This window comes from Corynebacterium sp. ACRPO (assembly GCF_022347205.1).
GTDB lineage: Bacteria > Actinomycetota > Actinomycetes > Mycobacteriales > Mycobacteriaceae > Corynebacterium.
The window spans coordinates 223917-238180 of record NZ_JAKRNE010000001.1 but is presented as its reverse complement, the minus strand read 5'-3'; the positions used below and the strand labels follow the sequence as shown (position 1 = coordinate 238180).

The window sequence follows — 14264 nt, the reverse complement described above, 5'->3', positions numbered from 1 at the left end:
TGCAGAAGCCGAAAATTCATACACTGGTAACCCACCTGATGCTTTCGCGTTGCTTGCCCCGCCCCTCCTTGAGGGTAGGGACAGAGCACACTAAGCAGTCACTCGGTAGACGTCGAAGACGCCTTCGGTATTGCGCAACGTCGTCATCAACGTGCCCAGCTGCTTGGTGTCGGACACCGAGAAAGTAAACCTAACCGTCGCGATGTGGTCATCGCCCCGATTCGAGTTCATGGTCAAAACGTTGATGTTTTGATCGCTCATTACCCGAGTGAGCTCCGAGAGGAGGCCCTGACGGTCGAGGGCTTCCAATTGCAGCGTCGCAGAGAAAGCGCCCGTCGCAGAGGTACCAGAAGACCAGGCCACCTCCAACATGCGCTCTGGTTCTGCCTTGAGCTTTTCCGCGTTTGTGCAATCGGCTCGGTGCACGGAGACTCCCCCGCCGCGGGTAACGAAGCCGAAAATGGAATCGCCCGGCACGGGCTGGCAGCATTTGGCGAGCTTTGCCATCACATCGGGGCTGCCTTCCACCAAGATGCCGGTGCCCGATGCCGAGTCTTCGGTGTGTTGGGCGCGGGAGTGCTCAATTTCAGACAGTGGCGTGCGGGAGGCCAGGGTGTCGATGGCATCATCTTGGTCGCCGAACATGGCAACCAATTGGTTGGCCACGTGTTGAGCAGATACGTGGCCCGCGCCGATGGCGGTATACAGCGAATCGACATCGGTATAGTGCAGCTGTTCCGCTACCTGCTTCATGGAGCTGGCAGTAAACAGGCGGTGCATAGGCAGGCCGCCGCGCTGGACTTCGGTCGCCAGGGCATCGCGGCCTGCTTCCAAGTGTTCTTCGCGGCGTTCCTTGGCAAACCACTGCCGCACCTTTGTCTTAGCTCGAGCAGACACAAGGAAGTCTTGCCAATCGCGGGACGGACCGGCGTTGGGATCCTTGGAGGTAAAGATTTCCACCTTGTCGCCGGACTTTAGCTTCGATTCGAGCGCGACGAGCTTGCCATTGACCTTGGCACCGATACACCTGTGCCCCACCTCAGTATGTACTGCGTAGGCAAAGTCCACCGGTGTAGAACCGGCAGGAAGGTTCACCACATCGCCCTTCGGGGTAAAGGCGAAGATTTGCTTGGCGGTCAGGTCGTAGCGCAGCGAGTCGAGGAACTCGTTGGGATCGGCGGCTTCCTTCTGCCAGTCTAGAAGTTGGCGCATCCACGCCATCTGGTCCACTTCTTCTTGGTGGCCCGAGTTCTTTCCCTTGGTTTCTTTGTAGCGCCAGTGAGCAGCCACACCGAATTCGGCGTTGTAGTGCATCTCGTGGGTACGTACCTGGACTTCCAAGGTAGCGCCGCCATCTGCCAGCACCGTGGTATGCAGGGACTGATACACGCCGAATCGCGGCGAGGAAATATAGTCCTTGAAGCGCCCCGGCAATGCCTGGTAGATCGAGTGCACCACACCGATAGCGGCATAACAGCTATTGACGTCCTCGACCAAAATGCGGATTCCTACAAGGTCGAAGATCTCCGCGAAGTCACGGCCGCGCACGATCATCTTTTGATAAATGGACCAGTAATGCTTTGGGCGGCCCATAACCTCGGCTTCAATGCCGTTTTCCTTCAGCGCCCCGCTGACCTGGCTAATGATCTCCTTCAGCGCGCGGTCGCGCGAGGGGGCGCGATCTGCCACCATCCGTACGATTTCGTCGTACTTCTTCGGATACAAGATGGCAAAGGACAGATCTTCCAGCTCCCACTTCACGCTGGCCATGCCGAGGCGGTGAGCTAGCGGCGCGATGACCTCTAGGGTCTGCCGCGCCTTCTTAGCCTGTTTTTCGGGCGGGAGGAACCGCATCGTACGCATATTGTGCAGGCGGTCGCTGACCTTGATGACTAGGACTCGGGGGTCGGTGGCCATGGCGACGATCATTTTACGAATGGTCTCAGCCTCTGCGGCCGACCCCAGTGCCACCTTGTCCAGCTTGGTCACGCCATCGACCAAGCGAGCCACCTCCGGACCGAAATCTCGGGTGAGGTCCTCTAGTGAGTAGTCCGTATCCTCCACGGTGTCGTGCAGCAGTGCTGCAACGATGGTGGTGGTGTCCATACCGATCTCCGCTGCGATCGTCGCCACGGCGAGCGGGTGGGTGATATACGGTTCTCCGGATTTGCGAAAGACCCCCTCATGGAGCCGCTCCGCGGTGTCATAGGCGCGATTGAGCAGATCAGCATCGGCCTTGGGGTGAAACTTGCGGTGGATGGACATCAACGGGTCCAGCACCGGATTCACCTTCACTCGGCCGCCGGTGAGCGAACGAGCTAGGCGAGCCGACATACTGCGCATTCCGCCGCCGGACTGGCGCTTTACGGGTTTGTCCATGGCCAAATCTACCGCCCTTCACAGTGTCATGGGCCTTGTGGCCTCATGTCCAACTAGATCGTGCGATCTAGCTTAGACATCCCATCTTAGTCTGTGGCATTCAACACAATGAGCGGTGGGCCGGATAAACGCTCACGACCGTTGAGGCCCTTGACCTCCAGCACCACCACATTGCCAGCGACTTCGGCACCTGCGGACTCAAGCAAAAGCTTGGCACCGTGGAGGGTGCCACCGGTCGCCAGGACGTCGTCGACAAGCACTACGCGTTTGCCCTTGATGTCAACGCCGCTGGCTGGAATCTCCAGCGCCGCGGAGCCATACTCCAGCTCATATTCCTCGGTATATACCGGTGGGGGAAGCTTGCCTTTCTTGCGGATGGCCAAGATACCCAGGCCCATCTTGTAGGCGACGGCCGAGCCGAGGAGGAATCCACGGGCGTCTAGGCCGCCAATCATATCTGCGCCCAATTCCTCGCAGGCGGCCGCCAAGCCGTCCACTACGGTGCGAAATGCCTCTGGGTCCGCCAAGACTGGGGTGAGGTCCTCAAAGAGGATGCCCTCCTCTGGGAAGTCTTGAACGAGGCGAACCTTATCCTTGAGTGCCTGTGCTGCTGATTCGTAGTGCGAGCTCATAATCTTCCTTGAGAAATGTTTGCGAGAGGTCGTTAACGGCCGCTGTGTGCAGCCTAGTTCTTTTCAGCTGGGGCGGTGCTGTGCCAGCGGTCCATATTCCAACCGATGCCCGAGACGCCAGTGTACGGCAGGACACCTTCCACGTCGCGGCGGACGAGGAAAACGCGCGGCTGCGCGGAGAGCGGAATGGACGGTACATCCTTCCACAGAGCCTCTTCTGTCTTCTTCAGCTCCGCAGAGTTCTTCATACTGGACTCCACCGTGGAATACTCCGTCTGAGGATCGACTGGACCGAGGAAGGCATCAACGGTAGGCGCCCAGGTTTCCGGATCCATTTCCAAGTAGTGCTGGGACATGAACTCCGCAGACGCGTCCTCGATGGTGATACCAGCCGGCTCACAGGATGCACGAAGTTGTTCCACCATGGCAGCGTAGCGTTTGTCTGGCCCCAAATAGCCGACCTTGATGGTCGTACCGTTGAGGTCACCGGCCTTAGCCAAATCCGTGCCTTGGTGTTCCTTGCCCACCTTGTCTAGACCGCCGGCGACTGGGTTGGTCGCGGAGACGGTACGCAAGTATGCCGGCGGCACCTCCACACCGGAGGCCGCAGAGCTTGCTTGCGCAACCGCCTGCTGATCGACGCAAGCAGCGAAGCTCTCGCGCGCCCACGGCTCCGCGAATACTCCAGCTTCAGATAGCGTGAGCGTATCGGTTAGCTCGCCAACCATTGGAGTGACCTCGTAGGGGGACTCCCCTGCCTCGTCCTTCGTACTGTCCAGCCAGTCAGGATTTTCGCTGGCGGCATCCACTACGCGCAGTGCGCCTTTATCTGCAAGCTTTTGTGCATCAGCATCCGAAGGCCAGACCACAACACGCTCTTCCGCTGGGGCGTCCCCGAAGTACTTTTCGTTTGCTTTGAGAATGATCTCCTCTTCGTCGCCTACCTTGTCAATGACATAGGGTCCAAAGGAGACCTGCAGCTCGGGATCTAGTTGATCCTTGGCCACGGAAAAGCCATAGCGCCATTCCTTAGCAACCGGCGCAAGCGCCTGCATGTCTTCGACCGTGAGTGCCGCGTTGAGTTCGGCAATGCTCAACCCGGACTTTTTAGCCAGCGCATGGGCCGGCATGACCGTGCCGGCGCCAAACATGTGGCGCCAGCGCTGCCCCTGATCCTTGTTAAAGGTCAAGGTGAACGTTTTGCTTTGGGGCTCACAGCTAAAATCTGCGATGTCATTCATCAACGGCATATGGGAGGCAAATTCAGCTGGATGAGTACCGGCCACATACGCCAAAAAGTAGTCGTCACAGGTAACGGGGGTGCCATCGGAAAAGACAGCATCCTCCTCCAAAGTGAGCTGAACGCTGCGCTGGTCGCTGCCGGCAACAGGCGGAAGCTCTTCAGTTTCAACCAGATCCGCATTGGGGATTAATTCGCCAGAGGGGCCGGGCACGAAAAGGCCCGGATAAAGCCGCGTAGACAGCAGTCCGGCGGAGGTAGCATCACCAAAAGACGTGCCAGCATTAGTGGTGGCCAAGCGGGAATTTACCTGGTAGCCAAAGTATCCATAGGATTCTGGCTCCTGGGGAGCACTAGGCGAGTCCTCTTCGCCGCCCTGCCCACTACAGGCAGAAGCAGCTAGAGCTAGAGCTGAAACGCACGAGGCAATGGCCTTCCTTCCCCAGTGACGTTCGCTAGAACTGCTCTTGGATTCAAACACCGTAATTCGCCCTCACTTCAGCTACAACTCCGCCAAAATTTTACTATCGGAGGCTACCGGCCCGGGCGCCAGGTTGCGCCAGGGTGCCCAGTGGACTCGGACGGATCATCTTCGATCTCAGCCGGGGTGGTCTTTGCACTCACTGGTGAGACCACGGTGCGGCCGGAGGATGCTGCGCCAGATTCTGCCGCGGCATTCTCGTCCTTGCCAGCGCGGTAGTCCGCGACCCGCTTGTTGTGACGCTTGATCTTCTTGGACATATTGGCGAGGGTCACGACCAGCGGCGTAGCGAAGAAGATGGAGGAGAAAATGCCCTCGACCACGCCGATGAGCTGAATGAGCGCCAGATCGCGGAGGGTACCGATACCCATCAGCCATACGGCCACCACGAAGAGCGCGATGATAGGCAGCGCGGAAATAACCGAGGTAGAAATCGAGCGCATGACCGTCTGGTTGATAGCCAAGTTTGTCAGCTCAGCAAAGGTCTTCTTGCGCTGGCCCTCGAGGCCTTCCGTGTTCTCGTTGATCTTGTCAAAGACGATGACCGAGTCATACATGGAGAAGGTCAAGACGGTAAGCAGACCAATAATGACGGCCGGGGAAACTTCGAAGCCAAAGAGGGCGTAAATACCGGCGATGATCACGCCGTCTGCAATCAGCGCGATGATGGCGGCAAAAGCCATGTTCTTCTGCAAGCGAATGGCCACGTAGACGGTCGCAGCCACCAAGAAGACCAGCATGGCAATGAGCATGCGCTGGGTAATAGAAGAACCCCAGGATTCGGAAACCGTGGACGAGCCAATGGCATCCGGAGTGGCCTTGCCGTTTTCATCCTTCGGCTGGAAGTTGTCATAGATAGCCGCGCGGGCCGCATTCACGTCCTCTTGGCTCAAGCGCTCAGAAACGATTTCCAAGGTCTCAGAATCGCCAGAGCCCACAATGTGAACCTGCTCAGGTTCGACACCGGTGGAGTCTTCGAATACCTGGCTTACCTCATCTTCCTTGAGGTCGCCTGCCGGCATCGACAACGTGGTGCCGCCTTCGAAGTCAATCGAGAGCGAGAAACCACGAATGAGGATTGCGGCCACTGCGGCCACGATCAACGCGGCGGTGATGCCGTACCACAGCTTGGTGCGACCGATGAAGTCATAACCGCGCTCGTCCTCGTAGAGGCGGTCCATCCGGGAAATCTTGTGCTTAGTCGAAACAGCCATGCTTATTTCTCCTCATCTTCCGCAGCATCTACGGGACGTGCGGTTCCTGCGGCAGAATGTCCTGCCGTTTCTTTGGTGGCTGACTCTTTAGCGTCGGAGGCTTCAGCAGTGCTTGCTTGACGACGTCCCGAGCCAAAGTAGCCGCGCTCACGGCGCTCTTCCACCAGTGCGTAGATTCCGCCGAGGCCATTCATCGAAGGTTTAGCAGCAGCCGGACGGCGGCCCACCATCTGCATCAGTGGTGCCATGACCAGGAAGGATACGACCAGGTCGAAGACCGTGGTCAGACCCATCGTAAAGGCGAAGCCCTTCACCTCACCGATGGCGAGGAAGTAGACCACAACAGAGCCAATCAGGGTCACCGCGTTACCGGTCACAATGGTGGCACGAGCGCGCTCCCACGCCTTTTGCGTAGCGGAGCGGAAAGTGCGTCCCTCGAGGAGCTCGTCCTTGATGCGCTCGTAGTAGACCACGAAGGAGTCAGCAGTTGCGCCCACACCGATGACCAGACCGGCGATGCCGGAAAGGTCCAGCGAATAACCGATCCAGCGGCCCAGCAGAACCAGGGAACCATAGGTCAGGAGGCCAGAGGCAATGAGGAAGATGAGGGATACGCCGGCCAGCGCGCGGAAGTAGTACAGCGAGTAGGCCATCACGAGTACCAGGCCAACGAGGCCTGCAATGAGGCCGGCCTGCAGTGCGGCCTTACCCAGGGTTGGTGGAATGGACTCTACGGTGCCACCCGGCTCGCCATTTTCACCGGCGAAGGACAACGGCAGTGCGCCATACTTCAGGTTATTAGCCAGGTTTTGTGCCTCTTCCTGGCTAAAGTCACCAGTAATGGAGGTAGCAGAGCCAACTGGAGTTGCTCCCTGAATAACCGGTGCGGAAATAACCCCAGAGTCAAGGGTGATGGCAACCTGGTCCTTGAGGTGTTCCTGCGTCAGGTCTGCCCAGGTCTGAGAACCGTTCGGGCCATCGCCGGTCTTGAAGGAGAAGTTGATCTCCATCTGGCCGGACTGACCGTTTAGGCCGCCTTCGATAGGAGAATTGGTATCGATCTCGTTACCGGTGAGGCGGGTACCGTTTTCGTCCTTGATGCCATTGAGAAGCGGTGCGGGCTCCAGAACGTATGGATTGCCGTTGGAGTAGTCACAAGTAACAAATGGCTTTGCAGGATCATCGGCGCCGGCCAGTGGGTCGCTGCTGCCCTGGCAGGTCATCAGCGCGGAGGCTGCTGCCTGGGTGGTCGGGTCCTCGGACTGACGGTCCTTCAGGAGCATCTCCGTAACTTCATCGCGGCGCTTAGTCTGCTCAATGGAGTTGCTTGGCTCCTCAAGCGGCTTGGCGCTGACCTTAGGAGCCTTCTGCTCCTTTGGCTCCTTGCCAGTCATCTGCGCTTCTTGCTGAGCGATGGCCTTGGTCATCTGTTCCATCTGCTTATTGGCCTCGTCTGCGCTCAGTACGTCGTACTTCACCCAGCGATTGGCCATATCTTCCAGCTCCTTATTGAGCTTTTCCATATCCGGCATGGAGGGCTTAGCCACCGGACGGAAGAACAGCTGCGAGGTCTGGCCCACAGCCTGTGCCTGGGAGGCGTCCTCACCTGGCACGGTAATGACCAGGGTATTGCCGTTGATGACAACCTCAGAACCAGAAACACCCATGCCGTTAACACGCTGTTCCAAAATGTTGCGTGCTTGCTTGAGTTGGTCTTGGGTGGGTTCCTCGCCTTGCGGCGCCAGTGTTACGCGGGTACCGCCCTGCAAGTCGATGCCAAGCTTTGGGGTGCTTTGACGGCTACCAGTTAAAAAGATAAGCGCATAGATAACAACCACAATGAGAACGAAGAGCGCGATCGCGCGCTTCGGCCATTGGCGTTTGCTATTTTTCATAGCGCCACGGGTTTTTGCGGACAACGATAATCTCCTGTGCTGCTTATAACAGGGTGTTTAAACATTAAATACGGCCCCGCCACATGGCGCAGGCACGTCAACAACGCACAATCGTACGTCATCAGGCGGAGTTTTCCTTAACGAGGTCCGGAAAAGACTCAAAGTGTGATGGGGTCTACGCTCCGCGAAGGCTCCACCCACCTAGCAAACGTTAAGGCAACTCTTAGGAAATAGCCGGCTATTCCTTCTCCTGGCCGTCAAACGGAGGGTACTTCTCATCAGGCAGGTTATCTGCCGCATCATTCTTCTCTTCCCCAGCAGCAGGGCGCGCAAGCTCATTGGCCTCCTGCTCAGTGCGAATGACCGCCATCTTGTCAAAAGTAACCACCACGCCAGGGGCGATTTCTAGATCCACATCCTTGTCGCCAGTGCTGCGCACTACGCCGTGCACGCCGCCCGCCGTAACGATGGCGTCGCCCGGCTGCAGGGAATTCTGGAGGGCCTGCATCTCATTTTGGCGCTGGCGCTGCTTTCGCATGGCCATAAACGAGGGAACGACGAAGAGGATGCCAATAATGATGAGAATGATGATTTCCATAGCACCCTAGTGTGCCAGACGGCGGTGCGCACAGAAACCCCAAGGGGGGCATCGCCAAGCAGGCTAGCCCCTGAATTAAAACAGCCCGGCCGCGCCCTCCGGCGGGGTAAGCCCCAGGTGCCGCCACGCAGCAGCGGTAGCTACACGGCCGCGTCCAGTGCGCGCAATCATTCCGGCACGCACCAGGTATGGCTCACACACCTCCTCGACAGTCGAGGGTTCCTCGCCCACTGCGATGGCTAGCGTGCTCACGCCTACCGGTCCGCCGCCGTGCCCCTTAATCAAGGCATTGAGCACCGCCCGGTCGAGGCGGTCAAGTCCCATGTCATCCACGTCAAAGACTTCGAGCGCTCCCTGGGCCGCACTGAGATCAATCAGGCCGGTGCCATTGACCTCGGCATAGTCACGCACGCGGCGCAGCAAACGGTTAGCAATACGTGGTGTTCCGCGCGAACGAGAGCCAATTTCTACTGCCGCATCGTGGTCAATTTCCACGTCCAAAATGTGGGCGGCGCGCTTGATCACCTGGGTAAGATCGGCCGTGTCGTAGTACTCCATCTGTGCGGTGAAACCGAAGCGGTCGCGCAATGGGCCGGTGAGCATGCCGGCGCGCGTAGTCGCACCTACCAGGGTAAATGGCGGGATCTCTAGCGGAATAGAAGTAGCGCCAGGTCCCTTGCCCACGATGACGTCAATGCGGAAGTCCTCCATTGCCATGTACAGCATTTCTTCTGCTGGCCGGGCAATGCGGTGAATCTCATCGATGAACAAGACATCGCCTTCCATAAGGTTGGAAAGCATTGCGGCCAAATCACCGGCGCGCTCCAAAGCGGGCCCGGAAGTCATACGCAGCGAGGTCCCCAGCTCCTGGGAAATAATCATCGCCATTGTGGTCTTGCCCAGGCCCGGCGGCCCCGAAAGCAAAACGTGGTCGGGCGTGACCCCACGGTTCTTTGCCCCCTTAAGCACAAGGGAAAGCTGCTCGCGTACCTTGGGTTGGCCGATAAACTCCTCGAGCGACTTGGGACGCAAGGAGCGTTCAATATCATGCTCCTCGGAGTGTGCGGTGGCATCCACATCGCTATTGCGCTGGGTGGCGTGCGCCGCGTCGAGGCCCTCAGGGAGATTGAACTCGGTGCGCTCAATATCGGACATGATTTTTCAGCCTTCCTGCCGGTTATTTCTTCTTGCCCAGCTGCGCCAGCGCCGCACGCAAGAGAGAGGACGTATCGGCATCGGGATTGTCCGCGTAGGCGGATTCCACCACGGGGCGCGCCCCCTTATCGGTAAACCCAAGGCCAACAAGTGCCTCAGTCACGCTTTCTACCACGGCACCACCGGTCGGCGCGACGGCGGTATCAACGGAGCCTGCGGCCGCGGGCGCGCTTGGCGCAAAGGCCGCTACCTTCTCCTTGAGCTCCAGCGCCAAGCGTTGGGCCATACGCTTGCCGACGCCCGGAATAGACTGCAGCGCCTTTACATCTTCCCCACCAATTGCCGCCGCGAGCTCCCCTGCCCCCATAACCGACAGCGCGGCCAAGGCCAGCTTGGGGCCTAGTCCGGACACGGACTGCAGCACATGGAACATCTCGCGATCCTCATCAGCGCTAAAGCCATAGAGAGTCAGAGAATCTTCCTTGACCACCAAGTTAGTAAGAACCGTGGCTTGTTCCCCGCGGCGCAAGGTACCCAGCGTTTTTGGGGTGGCTAAAAACTTGTACCCCACGCCTGCACAGTCGATAACCCCATGGTCGAGTCCAATATGGAGTACCTCTCCACGCAGTGCAGCAATCATTGGCTTCCTATCCTTCCACTCTCAGTAAAATTCCCTAGCGCTTCTTGCCCTGGCCGCGCACGCCGCTGGTCTTAGCGCCAAGCCCGAGACCGGTATGGTCCATCCGCACAATGGCCGGGGCACGCCAGCAGTGGCAGACTGCCAACGCAAGAGCGTCGGCGGCGTCGGCAGGCTTGGGCGGTTCAGACAACCCCAGAATACGGGTAATCATGGTGGTCATCTGCTTCTTATCTGCGCGTCCGTTCCCAGAGATGGCCTTTTTCACTTCGGACGGGGTGTACATGTACACCGGAATATCGCGTTCGGCGGCAGCTAGCACCAGCACACCAACTACATGGGCCGTTTGCATGACTGTGGACACCTGGCCGCGTTCGAAGACGCGCTCGATCGCAACCACATCTGGCGAATAGTCATCCATCCACTCTTTCGCCGCCACCGAAAGGCGCAGGAGGCGCTCCGTCAAATCCTTATCGCTAGGGGTGCGCACCACGCCGACAGAAACAGGAAGGATTGCTCGGCCACGACCAGCCTGAACCACGGAAAGTCCGCAGCGCGTCAAGCCTGGGTCAATTCCCATCACGCGCATTCCTTCTAGGTTCATCTCTCCCCCATTGTCATGTTGGCACCACTGAGCACCGCCTACTGCCCTATTATGGACTACACACAGGTGTTCTACAAGCGTAGCATCCAGCCAGCACATGGAAAAGCGCCGGCAACGCCTCCAGGGGCTATACCCACGGAGCGCTACCGGCGCTAAGAGCCGTCCTTGCGGCGAGGTGGTTAGTCCTCGTTCAGCTCGGCTAGAACCTCATCGGAGAGATCCATATTGGTGTAGACGTTTTGCACATCGTCGGAGTCTTCCAAGGCGTCGATGAGGCGGAAAATCTTCTTGGCGTCATTGGCTTCCAGCGGTACCTCGACAGACGCACGGAAGTCATTGTCGGAGTCATCGACCTCAATATCGGCGTCCTTGAGCGCGTCCTTGACTGCCTGCACGTCCGTCGGCGCGCAAACAATCTCAAACTTCTCGCCCTGGTCCTTGACCTCTTCCGCGCCTGCTTCCAGCACGGCCATCAAGACGTCATCCTCCGTCAGCTCGCCCTTTTCTACCAAGACGTAGCCGGTACGGGTGAACATGTAGGCCACAGAGCCGGACTCCCCCAGGTTGCCGCCGTTCTTGGACATCGCGGTACGCACGTCGGTCGCCGCACGGTTGCGGTTATCCGTCAGGCACTCAATAAGCATGGCTACGCCGTTGGGACCGTAGCCTTCGTACATGATGGTTTCCCAATCGGCGCCGCCGGCTTCTTCACCGGAACCGCGCTTGCGAGCACGCTCAATATTGTCATTGGGGACGGAGGCCTTCTTGGCCTTCTTGATCATGTCATCAAGGGTTGGGTTAGCCGCTGGGTCACCACCGCCGGTACGAGCCGCCACTTCGATGTTCTTGATCAGCTTGGCAAATTCCTTGCCACGCTTGGCATCGTTGGCAGCCTTCTTATGCTTGGTAGTTGCCCATTTCGAGTGGCCTGACATGTAGTCCCTTTCTAATCGGGTGCTGAAACTGGTGGCAATTATACGTGTGCTGCACGAATGCGTGAAAGCGACCCCCTTATAAGCGGGACATTCTTATACGTTGTGCCAATTGCCATGGGCAGAGCCGCTGCCCAAATTTTCATCTAAATAACGTGTAAGCCCCTCTTGATTCACCAAGGCCACCAGTTCACCCTGCTCGGTAAAAATCTTGCCACGCGCAACCGCCGTTGCATTCGACGCCGTGGGTGATATCTGCTCATACAGCAACCACTCATCCACGCGGAATGGGCGCAGGAACCATATCGCATGGTCGAGGCTAGCCAATTGCACCTTTTCTCCCTGATGCGGAATGAGGGCCGAGCGAATCAGCGTCATATCAGACATATAGGTCAGCGCAGCACGGTGAAAGGCTGAATCCGCTGAGAGATGACCTGTGTTGCGGAACCAGATATGCCGATAACCTGCGCCGGTGCGCTCTGCAGCCACAGGATCGCGGCCCTCTTCAGACACGAGACGAATATCCCACTCCTCCCACTCTTTGAGGATGATCCGGGTCGAGTACGGGGCACCACCACCCATCCGAGCTGTCTCCTCGGGCCCTGGCACCTTCGGCGCCGCGTCCTGATGCTGCGGACCATAGTCGCCGTCGCGGTGAAAACTAGCCATGAGAGTAAAAAGGAGCACTTCCCCCTGGTAGACACGCACCTGCCGGTTGGCAAATGATCTCCCCTCCCGAATGCGTTCGACACGGATCTCAATTGGCTGGCTCGCATTGCCAGGGCCTACAAAGTAGCCATGCAGGGAGTGGATGTCTTTGCCGGACACAGTGCGCTGGGCTGCGGCCACTGCTTGAGCAGCAATCTGCCCGCCGAAGGTACGTTCAATTCGCGACTCCACAGCAGGGCCTTTAAAGACATCGGCCATTGTCGTTTCCTCGACGGCCAAGACCTCGCGAATAGATGCCATCTGCACGCTCCTTATGCCCTATATCATTTTCCTAGCAATTGCCGTCCACACTACTCACTGGACGAGCCGTCAGTTTGTTTTTCCAATCCGTCCCCCACATCTGGGCGCAAAAGTGGAGGAATTTTCTAGAAGAAACTATGTCCGCTACCGAAGTAGGCGCGCATTGAATAAAGTCTTTCGAGTGAAACGCATCGCTTCTGTTCCAGCAGTATGGATTGGGTGGGTCATCGCCCGCCTTGTCCTTATTTACTTACTCAAGATTAACCACAATCCCAGGGGCGATGTCGCATATTATTTTGCCGGGATCTTTGGCGATGACCCGACAATGATGACCGAATACCCTCACGCGGGCACGTGGCCCACGGTGCTTTTGGGGTGGCTCACCGGCGAGAATATCAACGCATTCTATATCGGCTTCACCATTATGACCCTGCTTGTTGACGCCGCCTTTTTAGCCCTCCTCCTGCGCCACCACTCGGCTCAACCGCGCAGTTTCCAGGCCGCCTGGTTCTGGGTGCTCTTCGGCACCGCAGCTGGCCACACCTTTGTGTGGCGTCTCGATATATTCCCCGCCCTAGCCGTAGCCGGGGCAGCCGCCCTTCTAGCTACCCGCCCGCTCATCGCCTCGGCGGTACTGGGCTTTGCCACCACGATGAAGCTATGGCCAGGAGTCCTCGCTGCCGGCTTGGTGGGCCGCTTCAACAGATCCGCAACCTGGCAGCGCCTACTCGCGTTTTTCTGCACCATCGTCGCGGTCTGCACCGTCACGATAGCTGCCTCTGGCACCGAGCGCCTGCTTTCACCGCTGAGTTATCAGGGCGTGCGCGGTCTCCAGTTGGAGTCCATCCCGGCGACGTTCCTGTTGCTGCAGGCACATCGCGCTCCGGGGCGGTGGCATCTGGGCTACGCGCCGTCCAAGAGCTTTGAAATTTCCGGGCCTGGCGTAGATACCGCAATGACGTGGAGCACAATTGCCACCATTGCCATGCTCGTCTTCGCAGTGGGATGGGCGCTGTACCGGCTGTGCGCCGGCGGATGGACCACCCGCACGACCATGGCGTTTTTTACCGTTACGGTCCTGCTTCTTATCGCGACGAATAAGGTTTTCTCCCCGCAATACATCGTCTGGCTGGGCCCCTTGCTTGCCGTGGTGATCCGCCAGCGCCTGCCGGAAGGATTCGCTCCCTTGCGGGTATTCCAAGCCTTGTTAGCGTCCTGCACCATTATCGCTGCCGTGCTGGGCACCTTGGTCTACCCATTCAACTATGACTACATCTGGAACCACGTGGGCGAGAACATGTTCGCCGTCTACCTATTGGTAGCCCGCAATATCCTCATCGTTGTCATGGCCATCATCGGACTTGTCTGGTTTGCAGTCGAGGTGGCCCTGGCGTCGAAGCTCGAGCGGGCGCAGGTGCAGCAGCAAGCGCCTAACGCCCCGGAGCAAGACACGGCCGCCAGCACCGAGGCGAAGCCGGTATTCCGCCGCCGACGCGGCCGGCACGCACTTGCGTCCTAAATCTTGAGG

At 58.4% G+C, this 14264-nt stretch carries 12 protein-coding genes; 1 reads left to right on the top strand and 11 read right to left on the bottom strand.

What is annotated here, in order from left to right; genetic code table 11:
- Positions 1-90: 90 nt before the first annotated feature.
- The 11 genes from MHY22_RS01145 to MHY22_RS01095 form a co-directional block, all read right to left on the bottom strand.
- Positions 91-2379, bottom strand: coding sequence for a bifunctional (p)ppGpp synthetase/guanosine-3',5'-bis(diphosphate) 3'-pyrophosphohydrolase (locus MHY22_RS01145; protein WP_239277620.1), 2289 nt, complete (start codon positions 2377-2379; stop codon positions 91-93).
- Positions 2380-2465: 86 nt separating this feature from the next.
- Positions 2466-3011: an adenine phosphoribosyltransferase gene (locus MHY22_RS01140; RefSeq protein WP_005324978.1), complete on the bottom strand. Its 546-nt coding sequence runs from the start codon at positions 3009-3011 to the stop codon at positions 2466-2468.
- 53 nt (positions 3012-3064) lie between these two features.
- The gene (locus MHY22_RS01135; protein ID WP_239277619.1) at positions 3065-4549 is read right to left on the bottom strand and encodes an ABC transporter substrate-binding protein; all 1485 of its coding nucleotides are present in this window, start codon (positions 4547-4549) and stop codon (positions 3065-3067) included.
- Between the two features lie 236 nt (positions 4550-4785).
- On the bottom strand, positions 4786-5946 hold the full coding sequence (gene secF, locus MHY22_RS01130; protein ID WP_239277617.1) for a protein translocase subunit SecF: 1161 nt from the start codon (positions 5944-5946) through the stop codon (positions 4786-4788).
- Between the two features lie 2 nt (positions 5947-5948).
- Complete coding sequence (gene secD / locus MHY22_RS01125; protein ID WP_239277616.1) at positions 5949-7841, bottom strand: protein translocase subunit SecD; 1893 nt, start codon at positions 7839-7841, stop codon at positions 5949-5951.
- A 238-nt stretch (positions 7842-8079) separates the two neighbouring features.
- Positions 8080-8439 carry a preprotein translocase subunit YajC gene (gene yajC / locus MHY22_RS01120; protein WP_239277614.1) on the bottom strand — a complete coding sequence of 120 codons (360 nt, stop codon included), beginning with the start codon at positions 8437-8439 and terminating at the stop codon, positions 8080-8082.
- A gap of 75 nt (positions 8440-8514) precedes the next feature.
- Positions 8515-9594: a Holliday junction branch migration DNA helicase RuvB gene (ruvB, locus tag MHY22_RS01115; protein ID WP_239277612.1), complete on the bottom strand. Its 1080-nt coding sequence runs from the start codon at positions 9592-9594 to the stop codon at positions 8515-8517.
- A 22-nt stretch (positions 9595-9616) separates the two neighbouring features.
- Positions 9617-10234 carry a Holliday junction branch migration protein RuvA gene (gene ruvA, locus MHY22_RS01110; RefSeq protein ID WP_239277610.1) on the bottom strand — a complete coding sequence of 206 codons (618 nt, stop codon included), beginning with the start codon at positions 10232-10234 and terminating at the stop codon, positions 9617-9619.
- Between the two features lie 34 nt (positions 10235-10268).
- Positions 10269-10835 carry a crossover junction endodeoxyribonuclease RuvC gene (ruvC, locus tag MHY22_RS01105; protein WP_239277608.1) on the bottom strand — a complete coding sequence of 189 codons (567 nt, stop codon included), beginning with the start codon at positions 10833-10835 and terminating at the stop codon, positions 10269-10271.
- A 179-nt stretch (positions 10836-11014) separates the two neighbouring features.
- A complete protein-coding gene (locus tag MHY22_RS01100) occupies positions 11015-11770 on the bottom strand; it encodes a YebC/PmpR family DNA-binding transcriptional regulator (protein ID WP_005324988.1) in 756 nt (251 codons plus the stop codon).
- A 93-nt stretch (positions 11771-11863) separates the two neighbouring features.
- The gene (locus MHY22_RS01095) at positions 11864-12736 is read right to left on the bottom strand and encodes an acyl-CoA thioesterase II (RefSeq protein ID WP_239277607.1); all 873 of its coding nucleotides are present in this window, start codon (positions 12734-12736) and stop codon (positions 11864-11866) included.
- 181 nt (positions 12737-12917) lie between these two features.
- On the opposite strand from MHY22_RS01095, the gene MHY22_RS01090 reads away from it, so the two are divergent.
- A complete protein-coding gene (locus MHY22_RS01090; RefSeq protein WP_239277605.1) occupies positions 12918-14255 on the top strand; it encodes a DUF2029 domain-containing protein in 1338 nt (445 codons plus the stop codon).
- Positions 14256-14264 lie beyond the last annotated feature (9 nt).